Here is a 20,300-nt window from a genome sequence, read left to right as displayed (position 1 = left end):
TACATCTCCCGCATGCCTGACAACCGATGGTCAATCGAGTGCCTGACCATCGAAGCCGCGCTGCTGATGCATGCTGCGGTCCTGTTCCCAGTCGAGCACGAGCTTGCACCCTGGCTCTCGAATCCAAGGCCAGCGCCTCTTGTCGTTGATCATGTCCCCGGTCCTCTCAAAAGCCCAATCGCTGACGGTCATGGAACAGAGCCGGCTACCCCAACCAAAACCGAAAAGACCGAAGTAAACTCCTGAAGCCACTTCTGACTTGCCAAACACGGCTGGCAGGGCAATGTCAGAGGTATGAAAACCCGTCTCCTGCACGTCGCCGCCGCTACCGGCCTTGCGGCACTGGCCGTCATGGCCACCCCCGCCAGAGCGGATCATCCCTGGCAGGACGCTCCCGTTCAGGCGTCCATCACAGCAGACGCAACGCTCCCGGGCCTACAGCCCACAACGCTGCTCGCCGCCGAAAACGGGACCTATCTGGCCCTCGATACCAACGGACATCCCGTCCGGATCGACGCCACCAATACGGTCTCCCCCCTTCCCGACCCCAGTCAGCCCACGGACCGTCTGGTCGCGCTGACCCGGTCCGGCACCGATCTCTGGGGCCTTGCAGCTGGCGCACAGCCCGCCCTCATCCGGATGTCGCAGGACGGATCGCTCCAGTCCCGCATTCCCCTGAGCGGCGCCACGGTCCAGGGCAGCAACCTGATCGCCCTTCAGGTCCACGATACCCACGCCTATCTGGCCGATGAAGGCAAACCCGCCCTCGTCGTGGCAAACCTCCAGACCGGCAAGGCCACCCGCTTCCTGCCCTACGACATGTCCCTCACCGGCCGGCACCCGCTCCTGCGCAACAACCAGCCGCGCATGGGACCGGACGGACACCCCATGGCCGGCGGCAATGTGCGCTTCCTCATGCTGGACGCCAAAGGCCAGTGGCTCTTCTACCAGCCCGCCTGCGGCCCCATGTCCCGCATCGAAACCGCCCTGCTGACCGACACGACCTTCACCGCCGTCGAACAGCTCGACGGCATCACCGAGTGGCGGACAACCCCCAGCCTCGGCGGCGCGACCCTGACCCCGGATGACACCTTCTACCTGTCCGACATCACCGTCGGCAGCATCCTGAAATTCGGCAGCGACCGCATCCCACTGCGGATCCTCCGCGACCAGCGCCTCTTCGATGCAGGCGCCCCCGCCGTCTCCGACAGCCACCAGATGGCCGTTCTGGCCACGGAAGATGGCACAACCCACATTCTTCGCATCGCCTTGCCCTGACAGGACGTGATATAAATTCCCCCATGCGCTACCGATCGACCCGCGGCGAGCTGACCGCCGACGCCCCGAACTTCTCTGACATCCTTCTCGCCGGTCTGGCAGGAGATGGCGGTCTCTACATGCCGGAGAGCTGGCCGAAGATCAGCCCGCAGACCCTGCGCGAGTGGCGCACGCTCTCCTATCCGGACCTCGCCGCCGAAGTCATCGCCCTCTTCACCGAAGGCGCGATCGACGTCGAAACCCTGCGCGACATGACCCGCGATGCCTATGCGGATTTCGACCACGCCGCCGTGGTCCCGCTGGTTGAAGTCGAGCAGGATCTCTATTCCCTCGAACTGTTCCACGGCCCGACTCTCGCCTTCAAGGACATGGCGATGCAGATGCTCGGCCGCCTGTTCGATCACGTCCTGACCCAGCGCAACCGCCACGTCACGATCGTCGGCGCAACGTCTGGCGACACCGGCTCCGCCGCCATCGAGGCCTGCCGTGGCCGCGAACGCCTCTCCGTCGTCATCCTGCACCCCAAGGGTCGCACCTCGGATGTCCAGCGCCGCCAGATGACGACCGTTCAGGACGACAACATCCTCAACATCGCCGTCGAAGGCGATTTCGACACCTGTCAGGATCTGGTCAAGGCGATGTTCGCCGACCATGCCTTCCGTGACGAAGTCTCGCTCTCGGCCGTCAACTCCATCAACTGGGCCCGCATCGCCGCCCAGATCCCGTATTACGTCCGCGCAGCCCTCGCCCTCGGCGCTCCGGACCGCGAAGTCTCCTTCTCGGTTCCGACCGGCAATTTCGGCAACGTCCTCGCCGCCTGGGCCGCAAAGCAGATGGGCCTGCCCATCAAAAAACTCTGCATCGGCTCCAACCGCAACGACATCCTCACCCGTTTCGTCATCGACAACGACATGAGCGTCCGCACGGTCGAGCCCAGCCTGTCGCCCTCGATGGATATTCAGGTCTCGTCCAATTTCGAGCGTCTGCTGTTCGAACTGCTGGACCGCAACGCCACCCGCTGCGCCGCCATCATGCGCGAGTTCCGCGAGACCGGCCGCATGGCCGTCCCGCATGACGCCTGGACCCGCATGAAAGAGGTGTTCGAGGGCATGACCCTCACCGACGAACAAACCAGCGAAGCCATGCGCCTGTTCTACAACGAGAGCCTCTATCTCGCGGACCCACACAGCGCGATCGGCCTCGCCGTCGGCAAGCGTTTCCAGGAACCCGGTATTCCTATGGTCGCGGCCGCCACGGCCCATCCTGCCAAGTTCCCGGACGCCGTCATCGCCGCCACCGGCATCCACCCCAAACTCCCGCCGCACCTGTCCGACCTGTTCGAGCGCACCGAGCGCTACGAATGCATGGACAGCCAAATTGCCGGCCTTCAGGACGCCGTCCGCGCCCATATCCGGCGCGGCTGATCGTCCAACACAGGCTCCCCGGCCGGGGAGCCTGCCTTCCTTCGACAATACGGAACCTCATGCCCGATACGATTGAAGTCACCAGACTCGATAACGGCCTGACCATCATCACCGAACGGATGGACCGCGTCGAAACCGTCTCCTTCGGAGCCTATGTCTCCATCGGCACGCGCGACGAGACCGCCGACAACAACGGCGTCTCCCACTTCCTCGAACACATGGCCTTCAAGGGCACCGAGCGCCGCTCCGCCTCCCGCATCGCCGAGGAGATCGAGAATGTGGGCGGCTACATCAACGCCTACACCGCCCGCGAAACCACCGCCTATTACGTCAAACTGCTGAAGAACGATCTCGCCCTCGGCGTGGACATCATCGGCGACATCCTGACCCACAGCACGTTCCTCGATGCCGAAATCGAGCGCGAACGCGGCGTCATCCTTCAGGAAATCGGCCAGGCCAACGACACGCCTGACGACATCATCTTCGACCAGTTCCAGGAACGCGCCTTCCCCGAACAGCCCATGGGCCGCCCTACGCTGGGTTCGGAAGAACTCGTCTCGAACATGACGCGCGACACGCTCATGTCCTACATGCGCGAGCACTACACGACCCACAACATCACCATCGCCGCCGCCGGGAACCTGCACCACCAGCAGGTCGTCGATCTGGTGAAAGACCATTTCCGCGACCTCCCAACCCATCAGACGCCCCGCCCCCGCGCGGCAGCCTATGAGGGCGGCGAACTGCGTACGACCCGCGAACTGGATCAGGCCCACCTTGTCATGGGCTTCCCCTCGGTCAGCTACATGCACCCCGACCATTACGCGGTCATGATCCTCTCAACGCTGCTCGGCGGCGGCATGTCCTCGCGCCTGTTCCAGGAAATCCGCGAGCGTCGGGGTCTGGTCTACAGCGTCTATTCCTTCGCTTCCCCCTTCAGCGACAGCGGCCTGTTCGGCCTCTACGCCGGCACGGGCGAAGAACAGACCGCAGAGCTCGTGCCCGTCATGATCGACGAACTCAAGCGCCTGCAGGACGGCCTGAGCGCGGAAGAGCTGTCCCGCGCCCGCGCCCAGCTCAAATCCTCGCTCCTGATGTCGCTGGAAAGCACCGGCAGCCGCTGCGAGCAGCTCGCCCGCCAGATCCAGGTCCATAACCGTCCCGTCCCCACAGCCGAGACGGTCGGCAAGATCGACGCCGTGACGGAAGCCGACATCCTGCGCGTCGCCCGCACAATCTTCTCCGGCACGCCGACCTTCACCGCCATCGGCCCCGTCGGCAACATGCCCTCCCTCGAGGACATCACAGCAAGGCTCGCCGCATGACCACCACAACGCCCGTCGAAGCCCTTCTCGCCGCAGCCCGCCGCCACGGCGCAGACCATGCGGACGCCATCCTCGTCCGCGACGAGTCCGAGTCCGCACTCGTTCGCAAGGGCGTCCCCGAAGGCATCGAGCGCTCCGAGAGCGTCGCCCTCGGCCTGCGCGTCTTCCGCGGCAAACGGGCAGCCACGGTTTCGACAAGCGTTCTGAACGAAGCCGAGTTCGACCGTCTGGCCGAACAGGCCTGCGCCATGGCCCTCGTGGTCCCCGAAGACCAGTATGCCGGCCTCGCCGAAGCCGCCCTTCAGGGCCGTTTCGACGCCGCCGGACTGGACCTCGAATGCAGCTCCGCCCCAAGCATGGACGACCTCCTCGCCCGCGCCCGCGAAGCCGAGGACACCGCCCTGTCCTTTGAAGGCATCACCAACACCAACGGCGCCTCCGCCAGTCACGGCCGCACCTCGGTCGCACTCGGCACCTCCGCCGGCTTCTTCGGCGCCTACAGCCGCACCGGACATTCCATCAGCGCCAGCGTCCTCGCCGGCGAAGGCGCTACGATGCAGCGCGATTATGCATTCCGCAGCGCCGTGCATCTCGAAGACCTCGAAAGCCCGACCGTCATCGGCCGCGAAGCCGCCGAGCGCGTCCTGGCCCGCATCAATCCCGGCCGCCCCCGCACCGGCACCTACAGCGTTATCTACGACCCGCGCGTCTCCAGCACCCTGCTCGGCCATCTGGTCGGGGCCATCAATGGTGCCGCCATCGCGCGCGGAACGTCCTTCCTCAAGGACAGCCTCGGCAAGCAGATCCTCTCCGCCGGCCTGACCGTCCATGACGACCCGCGCCGCATCCGGGGTGCAGCCTCGCGTCCCTTCGACGCCGAAGGCTGTGCCGCCCTGCCGCTGGACCTGATCGCGGACGGCATCCTCCAGGCCTGGCTGCTCGACTCCCGCAGCGGCCGCCAGCTCAACATGCCCACGAACGGCCGCGCCAGCCGTGGCGTCGCCTCACCGCCCTCCCCGAGTGTGACAAATCTTCATCTCGCAGCCGGAACCCTTTCTTCCGAGGCCCTGCGTTCCGATATCAGTGAAGGGATCCTGATCACGGAGCTCATAGGCTCGTCGGTTAACATGCTGACCGGCGATTACAGCCGTGGCGCTTCGGGCTTCATGATCCGCAACGGCGAGATCGCCGAACCCGTCGCCGAACTCACGGTGGCCGGCAATCTCAAGGACATGTTTGCCCGCATGATTCCGGGCAGTGATCTAATGTTCCGGCAGAGCGTTAATGCACCAAGTATCCGGATCGACGGCATGAACATTGCAGGACTTTGATGCGTAAATTCCGACTTTCTACGACCGCCCTCGCCCTCCTCTGCGCTGTCAGCCTCGGCGCGCTGGGAACAGCGGATGCGCGCCCGGGCAGCGGCAGCTCCATCGGAAGCCGCGGCTCCCACACTTGGAGCGCCCCGCCGCGCACATCCATCACACCCGGCTGGGCCCGCCCGATGGACCAGTCCGCAACCCCACGCTCTGCACCCGGTTACGGCGCAACGCCCACAACCCCGATGCCCGGCTACGGCGCCCCGGCCTACAGACCGTCCTACCCGGTCCGCCATCCGTTCCTGAGCGGCTTTGCAGGCGGCTTTCTGGGCGCAGGCCTGTTCGGTCTGCTGAGCGGTCACGGCTTCATGGGCGGTATGACCGGCGGTACGTCGTTCTTCGGCTTCCTGCTGCAGGTTCTCATCATCGGCGGCCTGATCGCCTTCGTCCTGCGCCTGTTTGGTAACCGTGGTCAGCGCAGCCCGATGGGCATGCCCTCTTCCGCAGGCGCAACGCCCTTCGGCAACACAGGCGGCAGCACGCCCGTGACGCTGACCAATGACGACTACCTGAGTTTCCAGCGCCTTCTGCTCGACATCCAGGCCGCCTGGAGCGCACAGAACATGCGCGCCCTCGCCAGCATGGCCACGCCGGAAATGACGGGCTATTTCAACGCCCAGCTTTCCGATCTGGCGAGCCGCGGCGCCCGGAACATCGTCTCCAACGTCCAGTTCCAGCGCGGTGACCTCTCCGAAGCCTGGCGCGAAGGCAACCTGACCTACGCCACGGTCGCCATGCGCTACTCCATGACGGACGTCACCACGGACTCCATGGGCAACGTCATCGACGGCAGCTCCACCGAGCCCGTCACCGTGACCGAACTCTGGACCTTCGTCCGCGCCGATGGCCGCGGCAACTGGATCCTCTCCGCCATCCAGCAGGCCGGCTGAAAAGCCCCACAAACAGAAAAGGCCCGGGAAACCCCCGGGCCTTTTTTATTGCCTGAATAAGAAGCTGAACACCGGCCCTTACAGCCGCGTCAGCGTAATCATGTAAAAGATCACAGCCAGCAGCACCACACCACCAACAATCCCCGTAATCCGGCTCAGACGCCGCTTGCGGGCGAGATCAATATCAGTGGTCATGTTCATCCGATCAGAACCCGGTCAACCAGCAGCCCACAGAACAGCAGGAACAGATAGGCCAGCGAATACCGGAACGCGAACCGCGCCGGCTTGTCCTTCGTCAGGCTCACCCCTTCCGCATCCTGCTTGTCCATCAGCACCCGGAACGCACAGAGAATGAAGCCCAGATCCAGCAGACTGGTCACAACCGTATAGGTCAGCCCGACTTCATGCACGAAGCTCGGCACCAACGAAACGGCCGTGAGAATGAAGGTGTAGATCAGGATCTGCCATCGCGTATGCCGCGCGCCCTTCACGACCGGCAGCATCGGAATGCCCGCCTTGCCGTAATCCTTGCACGCATAAAGCGACAGCGACCAGAAATGCGGCGGCGTCCACAGGAATACGATCGCAAACATCGCGACCGGCAGCACAGCCATGGAGTTCATGGTCGCAGCCCAGCCGATCATCGGCGGAAACGCGCCCGCAGCCCCACCAATCACGATGTTCTGCGGCGTGCTCCGCTTGAGCCACATCGTGTAGATGACGCTGTAGAAAAAGATCGAGAACGCCAGAATCCCCGCCGCCAGCGCATTCGTCGCCAGCCACAGCACCACCACCGACAGAACCGAGAGCACAACGCCATAAACCAGCGCCGCCTGCTCCGGCATCCGCCCGTCGGGAATGGGCCGCACGACCGTCCGCTTCATGATCGCGTCAATATCGCGGTCATACCACATGTTGATCGCACCAGCGGCACCTGCCCCGATGCAGATGCACAGGATGGTAATCAGCCCGATGGGAATGGACGGCCAGCGCGGCGCCACGGCCATGCCCGCAGCCCCCGTAAACACCACCAGCGAAATCACGCGCGGCTTGAGAAGCGCCAGCCATTCCCGCAGGGACGGATCACCATCCTTGCCCGGAACAGAAAAAACCCCCGAAGGGGCTAAAGGTGTCGCCGTATCGCTCATGCCGAGACCCGGGCACGCCCGGTCTCCCTCAACAGGAACAGCCCGACCAGACCAAAGGCCAGCAGACTGATCCCCATAAGAACTTCACCATAGATCATGACGCCCGGCACAATCGAACAGAACGCCCCGACCAGCATCAGCCCGGCATGCAGCCGGCTCATCATCACGGGGATCCGACGGGGGAGAAGCATCTCAACCCAGGCATAGAACCCACTGCAAAGCGCCATGATACCGCCGAACGCCACAGCCGTATGATCGCCCGAATGTCCCGGAAGCCAGTCAGACAGCCACCCGGCCGTAAACAGCAGAATGCTGCCAATCGCCCAGAGCGCGGCACCATCCAGATCGCGTTTCTGCTGCCACACATCCCGGCACAGCGCACCAATCAGAACTACGGACGGCACGATCTGCGTCACAAAAACAAGGCTGGCCGTCACGCCAGCGGGAAGCGAGCCATACAGCCCGTCCATCCACAGAAGCGGACCACCAATGCCCATGACGCCAAAAACATAAGGCGCCACCGTCCAGGAAGCGCCCCCACTAGCCGAGCGCGACAGCAGCGCGGATGCCACCAGTCCCAGAGCAGGCGTCAGCATCAGCGCGGTTTCCGGAAGATGCAGCGTCTCGATCAGGGCCGTGGTCGTAATCCCGTCCATCATGCCGCGCGTCACAACCGCCGCCAGAACCGGCGCCACGAGAACAACGCTGCACGCCGTCGCCAGCAACGACCAGGCCAGCGGCGACATGTCACGGAAACGGCAGGTCCGTCCCTCCAGACATGTGGTGATCACGTCAATCGCCACAGCCAGGATTCCGACCGACCACAGCAGCAGGGCTACGAACGGCAGAACCGGAAGCAGCACCACGCCGGAAGACAGGAACCCGAACCCCGCCATCGTCAGGCCCCGAAGCACCGTCCGGTCAGTCCCCAGCGCGGACGGCAGAAGCCACTGGCCAAAACCACCAAGCGCTGCCGGGCACATGACGAAGAACGTCATGAGAATACCGTGGCAGAACGCCTGACCGCTCGTGGGATGTGTCTGAAGAATTGGCAGAGCCAGCGACCCGCCCAGCAGACCGGCAAAAAGTGCCAGCAGAATGAAAGACGTTCCGACTCGGCGGCTGGAACGGGCCGAGGCAGTATACGGGGCAGTATCGACGGCCTGATAAGTCATGATCGCGTAGTCGGTCCCTGAACTAGGAATACCGCAGCGAGCGTCGGAATACTCGGCGCCGACACAAGTGCGGAACCAAACGCCGATCAGGCGACCAGGGCTGCTGCGTCGCTTTTACTCTCGCATTGCGGCAATGTCACGAGTGTAAACAGTCCCGCAGGCGGAACCGGCGTCAGCGTGGCGCGGCGCAGGTCTTCCGGCGGCAGCAGCGATTCAATCGCAAAATCCGGGTGCCAGCCCAGCGAACGCGATGCGCGGGCCATGCCCCGCTCGACCGAAAGACGCAGGCCGCCCGTCGCCAGGAAGTGGTTGACGAACAGGATATGCCCGCCCGGCTTCACGACACGCTTGAGCTCGGCCAGCAGCCGGTCCGGATGCGGCACGACGGACGCAACAAACATCGCAACAGCAATATCGAAGCTGTCGTCCTCGAACGTCGTGGCTTCCGCATCCATTTCCAGCAGATCATCCACATTCGTCAGATGATCCTGCAGGACGCGGATGCGCGCACGCTCCAGCATGTCTTCGGAAAGGTCGATTCCCGTAATCCGCTTGTCGCGAGAATAGGACGGCAGGGCCAGCCCCGTTCCAACGCCGACTTCCAGAACCCTCTCGCCTGGCAGGGCATTGACCGCAGCCACTGCTCTCTTACGTCCGTATCCCGAAATACCGCCAAAAACAGTATCATAAACGCGGGCCCATCGGCGATAAGCCGTCTTGACGGCTTCCGCGTCCAGTGCCGAACGCGGGGAAAGGGTTGAGGACATGATGATATGCGACCTTCTTTGTCCGCCCGGCCCTCAACAGGCCAGAGCTGTCCGGAACATGTTCAATTGGCACCTTCTTGCCCTCCCGGATATGCATCTGGCAAGACACGCAGTGCGCAAGACGTTTCAAAGCGACACATCGGACAGGCCCGAGGAGGACAACAGTGCTGATCTATTCCCTCGTGGGGCTCACATTCATCATCTGGTCCACAATCTATTTCCTGTATTTCCGCCAGCAGATTATCGCCTGGGTCAGTAACCGTTTCGGGAAAGACCGCCCCACCCCCGTCGAGGACAACGCGCCCGAAGCCCAGCTTCCGTTCAGCTACACGCCCCCGCCCAAAGACGATAAATCCTGACCGGGATCCTCAGGCCAGAACACGCCTCTCGATCGCATCCCAGATCAGCCCGGCACTGTTGATCCCGTCAAAACGGTCCAGCTCCTGCAGACCGGTCGGGGACGTGACGTTGATTTCCGTCAGCCAGTTGCCAATCACGTCGATCCCCGTGAAAATCAGCCCGTGATCGCGCAGATACGGCCCGATCGACTCACAGATTTCCCTATCCCGCGCCGTCAGTTCCACGCTCATGGCCCGACCGCCGACATGCATGTTCGACCGCGCCTCACCCGTCGCCGGAACGCGGTTGATCGCGCCAATCGCCTCGCCATCCACCAGAATGATGCGCTTGTCGCCCTGACGCACGGCCGGCTCGTAACGCTGAATCATGAGCGGCTCACGCGACCGCGCGAAATGCATCTCCAGCAGCGCGCCGAGATTCTCATCATCCGGCTTGATCCGGAAAATCCCCGATCCGCCATTGCCGTAAAGCGGCTTGACGATGATGTCCTGATACTTCTCCCGGAACGCCAGGATTTCGCGCGTGTCCCAAGTCACGAGCGTCGGCGGCATCAGATGTGGGAAATGCGTCACCAGCAGCTTTTCCGGCGCATTGCGCACGGCGACCGGATCATTCACCACCAGCGACCGCCCCTCACCCACACCATGCACATGCTCCAGCATGTGCGTGGCCGTGATGTAGCCCATGTCGAACGGCGGATCCTGACGCATCAGGATCACATCCGTCTGCCCCAGATCCAGCACCTGCTCCTCACCAAACGTCGCATGATTGCCCCGCTCGCGCCGCACCTCGACACGCCGCGCCCGGGCCTGCACACGCCCGCCCTTACCCTGCCCCTCGACAAGGCTCAGCGTCGTCACCGGATAGACCCACAGCTCATAGCCGCGCGCCTGCGCCTCAAGCATCATCGCAAACGTGGAGTCACCATCAATATTGACGTACTCCAGAGGATCCATCTGGACAGCAACGCGAAGAGAACGGGACATCGGAAAACTCCGGCAGGGAGAAAGAGGAGTGGTCCAGTCCTCTGTAACCGCATGACCCGGTTTTTCAAAATCCCCCGTTCCGGAGTTCCCTCTCATGACCGCCCCACGACGCGCGCCATTCCAGATCCTCGTCCTGCCCTTCCGCAAAACCGGCAGCGGCACCGAATACGCTCTCTTCCGGCGCAGCGATTCCGGGGACTGGCAAGGCATCGCAGGCGGGGGTGACGACGGCGAAACACCGCTTCAGGCTGCAAAACGCGAAATGCAGGAAGAAAGCGGCCTCTCCGCAGACACGCCCCTGTTCCCGCTACAGGCCAGCGCCACCATCCCCGTTGGCCATTTCGCCGCCCGCTCCACATGGTCACCGCTACTCTACGCCATCCCCGAACACTGCTTCGCAGCCGACGCCACCGGACAGACCCTGTCCCTCTCCACCGAGCACACGACCTGCGCATGGTTTTCCTACGAAAACGCGCGCCAGCACCTGACCTGGGACTCCAACCGGACCGCCCTGTGGGAAACAGCCGAACGCCTGCGCGACGGCACACTCCTGCCGTGAAGGCTCAGACCGTCGCCACCGCCACTGGATAGACAATCTTCAGGATCTCGATCTCAACCGGCCCGCGCGGCGTCTGCAACATCGCAACATCGCCCACGCGCGTCCGCATCAGTGCCCGCGCCACCGGCGAAACCAGACTGACCTCCCCCCGCGCCAGATCGGACTCGTCCACACCAAGGATCGTCACCGTATGCTCGACGTCATCCTCGTCCACATACGTCACGGTCGCCCCGAAAAACACACGGTCCCGCGTCGTCTGGGCCGCAGGATCCACGATCACCGCATTCTCCAGCCGCTTGCCCAGAAACCGCATCCGCCGGTCGATCTCCCGCAACCGGCGCTTGCCATACTGGTAATCCGCATTCTCCGAACGATCGCCATTCCCCGCCGCCCAGGACACGATCTCCACAATCCGCGGCCGCTCCTTCTGCGCCAGCTCCTTCAGCTCGGCGCGCATGACGGCAGCCCCCTTCGGCGACAGATAATGCGATAACGGCGTCTTCTCAGCCATGCGGCCGCCCTGCCCCAACCGAAGAAACCAGCAACGAAAAACCCATGTTCAGATCCTGAAAAAACCAGCCACGTCCAAAAAACGAAAAGACCGTATGGCCCGGATCAGCGCCCCCGGCCACGCTTCTTCTTCGCCGGATCGTAGCCGCCCCCACCCGGTCCCAGCGGCACAGGCGTTTTCGGAGCCTTCCGCGCGCCCGGCCGCCCGGCGGTCGAGTTCGCAATCGGCGGCGGCTCCAGCCCCATATCAATCGCTTCCAGACGCTTGACCTCGTCGCGCAGCCGCGCCGCCTGCTCGAAGTCCAGATTGGCCGCAGCCTCCCGCATCCGCTTTTCCAGATCCTGGATCGTGGCGGGCAGCGATTTGCCAACGAACTGCTCCGTATCGCCAGATCCATCCGGCGCCACCGTCACATAATCCTGCTCGAACACCGAAGACAGCGCATCCCCGATCTTCGAGCGCACCGTCATCGGCGTAATCCCGTGTGCCTCGTTCCATTCCGTCTGCTTGGCCCGACGCCGCGCCGTCTCCTCGATCGCGTATTTCAGACTGTCCGTCATCTTGTCCGCATAAAGCAGCACACGTCCATCGACGTTACGAGCCGCACGCCCGATCGTCTGGATCAGCGATGTCTTGGACCGCAGGAACCCTTCCTTGTCCGCATCGAGAATGGCCACAACCGAACATTCCGGAATATCCAGCCCCTCACGCAGCAGGTTGATCCCCACCAGCACGTCAAACGCTCCAAGCCGCAGATCGCGAATGATCTCGATCCGCTCCAGCGTATCCACATCCGAATGCAGATACCGGACCTTGACGCCCGCCTCCCCGAGATAATCCGTCAGATCCTCGGCCATCCGCTTGGTCAGCGTCGTGACCAGCACACGCCCGCCCTTGCTGATCGCCTCGCGGCATTCATGCAGCAGATCATCAACCTGCCCTTCGACCGGCCGCACATCCGTCACCGGATCAATCAGCCCCGTCGGACGAATGATCTGCTCGGCAAACACACCGCCCGTCTGCTCCATTTCCCAGGGGCCCGGCGTCGCCGAGACAAAGATCGACTGCGGCCGGAACGCATTCCACTCCCCGAACGCCAGCGGACGGTTGTCGATGCAGGACGGCAGACGGAACCCGTAATCCGACAGCACGCTTTTCCGCGCCCTGTCCCCACGCTCCATCCCGCCGATCTGCGGCACCGTGACATGACTTTCATCCACGATCAGCAGCGCATCTTCCGGCAGATATTCAAACAGGGTCGGCGGCGGATCCCCCGGCCCACGCCCGGACAGATAGCGCGAGTAGTTCTCGATCCCCTTGCACGCCCCGGTCGTCTCGATCATTTCCAGATCGAACGTGGTCCGCTGCGACAGACGCTCCGCCTCCAGCAGCTTGCCATCTTCGGTAAACTGCGTCAGCCGCCCGCGAAGTTCGTTCTTGATCCCGATCATCGCCTGATTGAGCGTCGGCCGCGGCGTCACATAATGCGAGTTCGCATAAACGCTGATTTCCGCCAGATCCGCCGTCTTGTTCCCGGTCAGCGGATCGAACTCCACGATCTGGTCGATCTCGTCACCAAACAGCGACACCCGCCAGGCCCGGTCCTCGTTCTGCACCGGGAAAATATCGATCTGCTCGCCCCGCACCCGGAACGTCCCGCGCTCGAACGCCGCATCATTGCGCCGGTACTGCAACTCCACCAGCGCCTTGATCAGCCGGTCCCGGTCAATGGACCCGCCAACCTCAAGCCGCACCACCATCTTCGAATACGTCTCGACCGACCCGATACCGTAAATGCACGACACGGACGCCACGATGATCACGTCATTACGTTCCAGCAGAGCCTGCGTGGCCGCATGGCGCATCCGGTCGATCTGCTCGTTGATCTGGCTGTCCTTCTCGATATACGTATCCGACCGCGGCACATAAGCCTCCGGCTGGTAGTAATCGTAGTAGGACACGAAATATTCGACCGCATTGTCCGGGAAGAACTGCTTCATCTCCCCGTAAAGCTGCGCCGCCAGCGTCTTGTTCGGCGCAAGAATGAGCGTCGGCTTCTGCGTCGCCTCGATCACCTTCGCCATGCTGAACGTCTTGCCCGAGCCCGTAACGCCCAGCAGGACCTGATCCCGCTCACCGCCCTCGACGCCCTGCACAAGCTCCGCAATCGCCGTCGGCTGATCGCCCGCCGGCTCGTAATCCGATTTGACAACGAATTTGCGCGTCTTCGCCTTTGCAGGCTGCCGCTCCGGCAGGAACTGGGTCAACGGCATTGCGGTCGCATTACGGACGGACGAGGATTCTTTTATGGCCATCATGCCAAGATGGGAAAGCACATCACGGACAGCAAGAGCTTTCCCCGCCCTCTCCCATAAAGACAGCATTCCGCCTGCGTATCTTTATGACATTTTATTGCTGAAAGGGATGGAGGGACTCGCGCCCCGGCGGTATCAACACTCCCGTATCTTTGAAGGAAGAACCGTCATGGACGTCCAGACGATCGAGCAGACCTACAACCAGCTCCAGCAACAGGCCCAGCAGTCCGCCCAGGCCCTTCAGGCCCTGGGATCCAAGATGCAGGCCGCCGCCCAGGGTGGCGACATGCAGGCCCGCGAATGGTCCCTCGACCTGCGCGAACTCGCCCTCGCCTTCCAGGCCGAACAGCAGCAGGTCACAAACCTCCTGCAACAGCTCCACGCGGCCCTTGCCAACGCCCAGCAGGATTACGGCAGCCAGACCACCTATCAGGCCCCGACCCAGCAGGCCCCCGTCCAGCCGGTACCGGACAACAATTTCGTCTCGAACATCCTCAATTCCGGCTTCGCCCGCTCCGTCGAAGCCGGCGCCGGCTTCAGCATCGGCAACGACCTGATCAAGGAAATCTTCTGATTTTTCAGGATGTTTCAGCGCTGAATTTTTCCGGTACCCCCGCCCGGTAAAACCCACGACACCCTCTCCAGACCCGACCACCCGTCGGGTCAAGTCCTCTTCCTGTTCCGGACCTCATACGGCAAAAATCCGTTGCGACCCGAACCCGCCTTTTGACAAGACTTCAAGAAATCATATACGAAAATATAACGATTTCAGAGGAAGGTTACTCCTGATTTCGTGGAATATATTAAAATTATTTCACAAAATCCGCATCAATAACTCTTCAAAAAAATCATCCCTCCCAAATACAGTCTACATATTTATATAAACATAAAGCAGCCTCCTCTTTATTATCAAAAAAAACCATGCAAAGAGGTGATGTATTAATGAAACAGAACACCCAAAATACACAAATTCTCTAACAAATATGTTGTTCCGTTGCATTTTTATGACGTAGCGTGACGCACAGGATTTACATCGACAAGAATTAGGACCAGCCCGTGCAGTCAGACCTGGGACGATACCTGTTATCCGGCGTTGCGTTGATCGGCCTTCTGATCAGCCCTGCCCACGCCGAAACCACCGACCACGCCGACCATAAAACACGTCCGCATCGTTCGAATCATATCCGCACTGCGTCCCCCGCCCCCCGGCCGCTTCCCTCCCCCCGCAAGCACACGGAAGTCAAATCCGGCTCCGAATCCATGACCGTTCATGTGCGCCGCAGAGGCTCCCACAGCGCGGAGGAAGTCGTGTCGCGCGAAACGATGGACCACTTCGTCGCCGGCACCAGCCCGATGCAGATTCTCGCCCTGACGACACCGGGCGCGAACTTCGCATCCGATGACGCCTTCGGTCTCGATACGGTCGCAAACACCCTGTACGTCCGTGGCTTCAACCAGACCCAGCTCGGCGTCTCGCTCGACGGCATCCCGATGGGCGGCCAGGGCTTCCACAACTGGAACGGCCTCGGAGTCGACCAGATGGAAATCCAGGAAAACATCACCAGCCTGACCATGTCCCAGGGCGCAGGCGCGCTGGATACCCCCTCGGCCCAGACCCTCGGCGGCGCCATCACCTTCACCTCCTCGGACCCGTCCGACAAGGCAGGCGGCCAGATCAGCCAGCTCTTCGGCAGCTATAACGGTTTCCGGACCTATGGCCGGGTAGACAGCGGCAAGCTGAACTCCAGCGGCACGAAGTTCTATGCCGCCTATGCCCGCACCGATCAGGATCTGTGGAAAGGCTATGGCGACCAGCAGGAACAGCAGGCCAATTTCAAACTGGTCCAGCCCGTCGGCGACCGCGGCAAGATCACGGCCGTCTTCGACTACTCGAACTTCGAGCAGTACAACTATCTCGGCCTGACCAAGAACATGTGGCAGAAGATGGGACGCAACACGACCTATCTGAAACCCAATTACGAACTCGCCAAGCAGTACGCCTATTACGCCCAGAACGGTGGCGTCCCCGCCGGGCTCGAAGGCGTGCTCTCCAATGACGAAATCGGCGATTACGCCTATGACGGCACCCAGACCCAGAGAAACTATCTCTCGGCCATCACGGGTGAATTCCAGCTTTTCCCGAACGTCACGTCCAAGACAATCGCCTACGCGCATGTCTCCAACGGCGATTACAGCGCGACCAACCCGTTCCTGACCTCGCCGACCTCACAGGTCCCGATGGCAATGGAAACCGGCCATCCCGACGTCCGCCGTCTGGGCTTCGTCCAGAACTTCGACATCCATGCAGGCCACAACAACGACATCAAGACCGGCATCTGGTACGAAAACGACCGCTTCAACTACCCGATGATGATGTACGAAGACGGCGTCAACACGCCGCATTCCTCCATCGCCGACTTCAAGAACGGCACCACCTGGTGGTCGGACTCCTTCAACACCAACACGTTCCAGTTCTACCTGCAGGACACTTACCAGATCATTCCGGGCATGACCGTTGAAGCAGGCTTCCGCTCCCTGCTGCAGACAACCCACGGCGGGACCAGCGTCGACAATACAGCCTCACTTTCCGACTGGGGCGTCTATTACAGCCATCCCGCCTCCGGCAGCCTGACCGCAGCCAATGCGTTCCTTCCGCATTTCAACTTTGACTACCACTTCCTCAATCAGCACGAAGTCTATTTCGACATTGCCGAGAACATGCGCGCCTATGACTACTCGGCCCAGAGTTCCAGTGGCTCCGCATGGTCAGGTCTTGGGAGCGCATCCAACCCCGCACAGACCGTCTTTGACGAAAACAAGAAATCCCTGCGCCCCGAGCGGACCTGGAACTATGTGGTCGGCTACCGCTTCAACTCCCACTTCTTCTCTGGAAGCGCGGACTTCTACCATACCGATTATTACAACCGCCTCGCAGCCATCACGAGCGGCTCAACGGGCAACACCTACAGTTCGTTCATGAATGTGGGTCGTGAAACCATGAACGGCGCAGACGTCGCAGGCACGCTCCGCCCCCTGCCCGGTCTGGCCATCACCAACAGCTTCAGCTGGAACGATGCAACCTATGAAGACACGCACCTGCCCTATAACGGCGGTTACGTGAGCATCAAGGGCAAGCATCAGGTCTACTACCCGAAGTTCATGTACAAGGCTGACGTGAGCTACACCTGGCACCACGCAACCTTCAACTTTAACACGACGTACACAAGCGCGCGTCAGATGACCTATACCAACGATGAGCAGATTCCGGCCTACTGGACATCAAACCTCAACGTTGCCTACGATTTCGGCAAGGTCGGTTTCGCCCAGAAGCTGAAGACCTCCTTCGGAATTACCAACCTCTACAACCAGAACTATATCGGCGGCGTCTATGGCGCAGCCTCGGTCGCTGGTGACGACAACGCAAACCTGTTCGTCGCAGCCCCGCGCGAGTTCTTCGGAACGATCGCAGCCCAGTTCTGATCCGAACTCCACGATCCGGTACCCCTCAGGGGCGCCGGATCCGGCCGGCCGGTCAGCCCCTCACATAACGACAAAACATATCACATACATATTGTGATATTATGTTTACATATCCGTTATATATACTCATGATAATGTTATATTTAACATAAGCGCAGACATGCCATTCATCGCACTGATCAATCCTGATCCAAAGATTCCAGTACGATGGACACCCGATCACCTCGTCTTTCCTTCTGCGGCGACATGGCGCTTCCCACAAGCGGAGACGCCCTCCAATGAACAGCGCGCCCCGCATCCTTCCAATGATCATCGGACTTCTCGGCGCCCTCATGGCCGCCTTCCTGATCATCGAAGGCCTCCACCTTATCATCCTCGGCGGCTCGTGGTTCTACACCCTCGCCGGCATCGCGCTGGCGGCCAGCAGCGTCTACATGATCCGTCGCAACATCCTCTCGACATGGATCGCCCTCGGCCTGCTTGTGGCAACAGCCCTGTGGTCGCTCGCCGAAGTCGGCACCAGCTTCTGGCCCAGCTTCTCCCGCCTGATCGTGTTCCTGTGCGTCGCCCTGATCGCGACCCTCATGGCGCCCTGGCTCAGCGGCCCCGGCCGGCGCTACTTCACCCGCCCCGTCACAGGTGCCACCTCCGGCGCTCTCGGAGCTGTCATCGTGGCCTTCCTCGCCGGCATGTTCCAGGTCCACCCGACCATCGCCCCGCAGGACACCACCCACCCGCAGGACACGGCGTCCGCAAACGAACCTGATCAGACCGGCCATGACTGGCCCGCCTATGGCCGCACGGCGTCCGGCACGCGCTACGCCAGCTTCACGCAGATCAACCGCGACAATGTCAGCAAGCTCCGCGTCGCCTGGACCTACCGCACCGGCGACATGGCGCTGAACGGCGCCGAGTTCCAGGGCACCCCCATCAAGATCGGCGACACGGTTTATATCTGCTCACCCCACAACATCGTCTCGGCCCTCGACCCCGACACCGGCACGGAAAAGTGGAAGTTCGACCCCCACGCCCAGACAAAAGTCTGGCAGCGCTGCCGCGGCGTCGGCTACTGGCATGACAGCACGGCCACGGACGCCAACGCGCCCTGCGCCTCGCGCATCGTCCTCTCCACGATCGACGCCCGCCTCATCACCATCGACGCCCGCACCGGCCAGGCCTGCACGGACTTCGGAACGAACGGCAACGTCAATCTCCTGACCGGCCTCGGCCCGACAGCTCCCGGCTCCTACTACCCGACCGCCGCCCCCCTCGTGGCCGGTGACATCGTGGTCGTCGGCGGACGCATCGCCGATAACGAGCGCACTGGCGAACCCTCCGGCGTTGTGCGCGGCTATGATGTCCGCACGGGCGCACAGGTCTGGGCCTGGGACGCCACCAACCCGCATCGCGGCACCACACCGCTGGCTGACGGCGAGATCTACCCCGCCGAAACCCCCAACATGTGGGGCACCGCGAGCTACGATCCCAAACTCAACCTCGTGTTCTTCCCGCTCGGCAACCAGACTCCCGATTTCTGGGGCGGCGACCGCAGCAAAGCTTCGGATGAATACAACGACGCCTTCGTCGCCGTAGACGCCAGAACCGGCGACGAACGCTGGCACTTCCGCACCGCAAACCACGACCTCGTGGACTACGACGCGACCGCCCAGCCCATCCTCTATGACATCCCGGACGGCCATGGCGGCACCCGCCCGGCGATCATCGCCATGACCAAGCGCGGCCAGATCTTCGTGCTCGACCGCCGCGACGGCACCCCGATTGTTCCCGTGGAAATGCGCAAAGTCCCGCAGGACGGCGCACCGGAACACCAGTACCTCGCCCCCGAGCAGCCCTATTCCGCCCTCTCCATCGGAACGGAACGCCTGAAACCCAGCGACATGTGGGGCGGCACGATCTTCGACCAGCTCCTGTGCCGCATCCAGTTCGCCTCCTACCGCTATGAAGGCGAGTTCACCCCCGTCAACGAGAAGCAGGCCACCATCATCTATCCGGGCTATTACGGCGGCATCAACTGGGGCGGCGGCGCCGTGGATGAAAGCACCGGAACGCTGCTGGTCAACGACATCCGCATGGCCCAGTGGGGCAAGTTCATGAAGCAGGAAGAAGCCCGTCGCAGCGGCTTCAAACCCAGCTCGGAAGGCGAATATTCCGAACAGAAAGGCACCCCCTGGGGCGTCGTCCGCTCAATGTTCTTCTCCCCCGCCGGTCTCCCCTGCGTAAAACCGCCCTATGGCACGATGAACGCCATCGACCTGCGCAGCGGCAAGGTCAAATGGAGCATGCCGCTTGGCACGATCCAGGACATGCCGGTCCACGGCATGGTCCCAGGCCTCGCCATCCCGCTCGGCATGCCGACCATGAGCGGCCCGCTGGCCACCCATACCGGTCTGGTGTTCTTCTCCGGCACACTCGACAACTACGTCCGCGCGCTCAACACCGACACCGGCGAAGTCGTCTGGAAAGCCCGTCTCCCCGTCGCGTCACAGGCCGCTCCGATGAGCTACATGTCCGACAAGACCGGCAAACAGTACATCGTCGTCACCGCAGGCGGCCTGACCCGCTCCGGCGTCGACAAGAACCGCGGCGATTACGTCATCGCCTACGCCCTCCCCTCCGAAGAATAAGAGCACAGCAACAAGAAAAGGGGCGCTTCCCACAAAGGAAGCGCCCCTTTTTCATGGC

General features: G+C 62.2%; 17 protein-coding genes. 10 read left to right on the top strand and 7 right to left on the bottom strand.

The window, feature by feature from the left end; all coding sequences use genetic code 11:
* Positions 1-30: 30 nt before the first annotated feature.
* Positions 31-153, bottom strand: a complete 123-nt coding sequence (locus tag HKD27_RS16620) for a hypothetical protein (protein WP_255522875.1) — start codon at positions 151-153, stop codon at positions 31-33.
* 141 nt (positions 154-294) lie between these two features.
* Between HKD27_RS16620 and HKD27_RS01945 the strand changes: the two genes are divergently transcribed.
* From HKD27_RS01945 to HKD27_RS01925, 5 genes are read left to right on the top strand one after another with little or no spacing between them, the layout of a single operon-like run.
* Entirely contained in the window at positions 295-1,278 is a 984-nt protein-coding gene (locus HKD27_RS01945) for a hypothetical protein (RefSeq protein WP_194688116.1), read from the top strand.
* A 23-nt stretch (positions 1,279-1,301) separates the two neighbouring features.
* On the top strand, positions 1,302-2,702 hold the full coding sequence (gene thrC, locus HKD27_RS01940; protein WP_194688117.1) for a threonine synthase: 1,401 nt from the start codon (positions 1,302-1,304) through the stop codon (positions 2,700-2,702).
* Positions 2,703-2,761: 59 nt separating this feature from the next.
* Positions 2,762-4,027, top strand: a complete 1,266-nt coding sequence (locus HKD27_RS01935) for a pitrilysin family protein (protein WP_194258599.1) — start codon at positions 2,762-2,764, stop codon at positions 4,025-4,027.
* Positions 4,024-5,358: a TldD/PmbA family protein gene (locus HKD27_RS01930; protein WP_194688118.1), complete on the top strand. Its 1,335-nt coding sequence runs from the start codon at positions 4,024-4,026 to the stop codon at positions 5,356-5,358. The genes HKD27_RS01935 and HKD27_RS01930 overlap by 4 nt, the downstream gene beginning before the upstream one ends.
* Positions 5,358-6,296 (top strand): Tim44 domain-containing protein, encoded by a 939-nt coding sequence (locus HKD27_RS01925; RefSeq protein WP_194688119.1) that lies wholly within the window; start codon positions 5,358-5,360, stop codon positions 6,294-6,296. The genes HKD27_RS01930 and HKD27_RS01925 overlap by 1 nt, the downstream gene beginning before the upstream one ends.
* A gap of 197 nt (positions 6,297-6,493) precedes the next feature.
* On the opposite strand, the gene HKD27_RS01920 is transcribed toward HKD27_RS01925, so the two are convergent.
* The 3 genes from HKD27_RS01920 to HKD27_RS01910 form a co-directional block, all read right to left on the bottom strand.
* On the bottom strand, positions 6,494-7,444 hold the full coding sequence (locus tag HKD27_RS01920) for a heme o synthase (RefSeq protein ID WP_041112112.1): 951 nt from the start codon (positions 7,442-7,444) through the stop codon (positions 6,494-6,496).
* A complete protein-coding gene (locus tag HKD27_RS01915) occupies positions 7,441-8,619 on the bottom strand; it encodes a cbb3-type cytochrome c oxidase subunit I (RefSeq protein ID WP_194688120.1) in 1,179 nt (392 codons plus the stop codon). Before HKD27_RS01915 ends, HKD27_RS01920 begins: the two co-directional genes overlap by 4 nt.
* An 86-nt stretch (positions 8,620-8,705) precedes the next feature.
* Positions 8,706-9,386 carry a class I SAM-dependent methyltransferase gene (locus tag HKD27_RS01910; RefSeq protein ID WP_011253381.1) on the bottom strand — a complete coding sequence of 227 codons (681 nt, stop codon included), beginning with the start codon at positions 9,384-9,386 and terminating at the stop codon, positions 8,706-8,708.
* A 164-nt stretch (positions 9,387-9,550) separates the two neighbouring features.
* Between HKD27_RS01910 and HKD27_RS01905 the strand changes: the two genes are divergently transcribed.
* The gene (locus HKD27_RS01905; protein WP_194688121.1) at positions 9,551-9,745 is read left to right on the top strand and encodes a hypothetical protein; all 195 of its coding nucleotides are present in this window, start codon (positions 9,551-9,553) and stop codon (positions 9,743-9,745) included.
* Between the two features lie 9 nt (positions 9,746-9,754).
* Here HKD27_RS01905 and gshB read toward each other — a convergent pair whose 3' ends face one another.
* Positions 9,755-10,732 (bottom strand): glutathione synthase, encoded by a 978-nt coding sequence (gene gshB, locus HKD27_RS01900; RefSeq protein WP_194688122.1) that lies wholly within the window; start codon positions 10,730-10,732, stop codon positions 9,755-9,757.
* Positions 10,733-10,826: 94 nt separating this feature from the next.
* Here gshB and HKD27_RS01895 point away from each other — a divergent pair, with 94 nt between their 5' ends.
* Positions 10,827-11,291, top strand: a complete 465-nt coding sequence (locus HKD27_RS01895) for an NUDIX pyrophosphatase (protein ID WP_194688123.1) — start codon at positions 10,827-10,829, stop codon at positions 11,289-11,291.
* Between the two features lie 4 nt (positions 11,292-11,295).
* On the opposite strand, the gene greB is transcribed toward HKD27_RS01895, so the two are convergent.
* Positions 11,296-11,802, bottom strand: coding sequence for a transcription elongation factor GreB (gene greB / locus HKD27_RS01890; RefSeq protein ID WP_194264703.1), 507 nt, complete (start codon positions 11,800-11,802; stop codon positions 11,296-11,298).
* Between the two features lie 104 nt (positions 11,803-11,906).
* Complete coding sequence (gene uvrB / locus HKD27_RS01885) at positions 11,907-14,117, bottom strand: excinuclease ABC subunit UvrB (RefSeq protein ID WP_370544216.1); 2,211 nt, start codon at positions 14,115-14,117, stop codon at positions 11,907-11,909.
* 169 nt (positions 14,118-14,286) lie between these two features.
* On the opposite strand from uvrB, the gene HKD27_RS01880 reads away from it, so the two are divergent.
* From HKD27_RS01880 to HKD27_RS01870, 3 genes are all read left to right on the top strand, one after another.
* Positions 14,287-14,691, top strand: a complete 405-nt coding sequence (locus HKD27_RS01880; RefSeq protein WP_024717091.1) for a hypothetical protein — start codon at positions 14,287-14,289, stop codon at positions 14,689-14,691.
* Positions 14,692-15,377: 686 nt separating this feature from the next.
* Positions 15,378-17,597, top strand: a complete 2,220-nt coding sequence (locus HKD27_RS01875; RefSeq protein ID WP_228120363.1) for a TonB-dependent receptor domain-containing protein — start codon at positions 15,378-15,380, stop codon at positions 17,595-17,597.
* 278 nt (positions 17,598-17,875) lie between these two features.
* Positions 17,876-20,242, top strand: coding sequence for a glucose/quinate/shikimate family membrane-bound PQQ-dependent dehydrogenase (locus tag HKD27_RS01870; protein WP_194688124.1), 2,367 nt, complete (start codon positions 17,876-17,878; stop codon positions 20,240-20,242).
* The last annotated feature ends 58 nt before the right edge of the window (positions 20,243-20,300 follow it).

This window comes from Gluconobacter sp. R75690, assembly GCF_015244525.1.
Lineage (GTDB): Bacteria > Pseudomonadota > Alphaproteobacteria > Acetobacterales > Acetobacteraceae > Gluconobacter > Gluconobacter potus.
The sequence above is the reverse complement of the archived record's forward strand: the minus strand, read 5'-3'. Positions and strand labels throughout refer to the sequence as shown.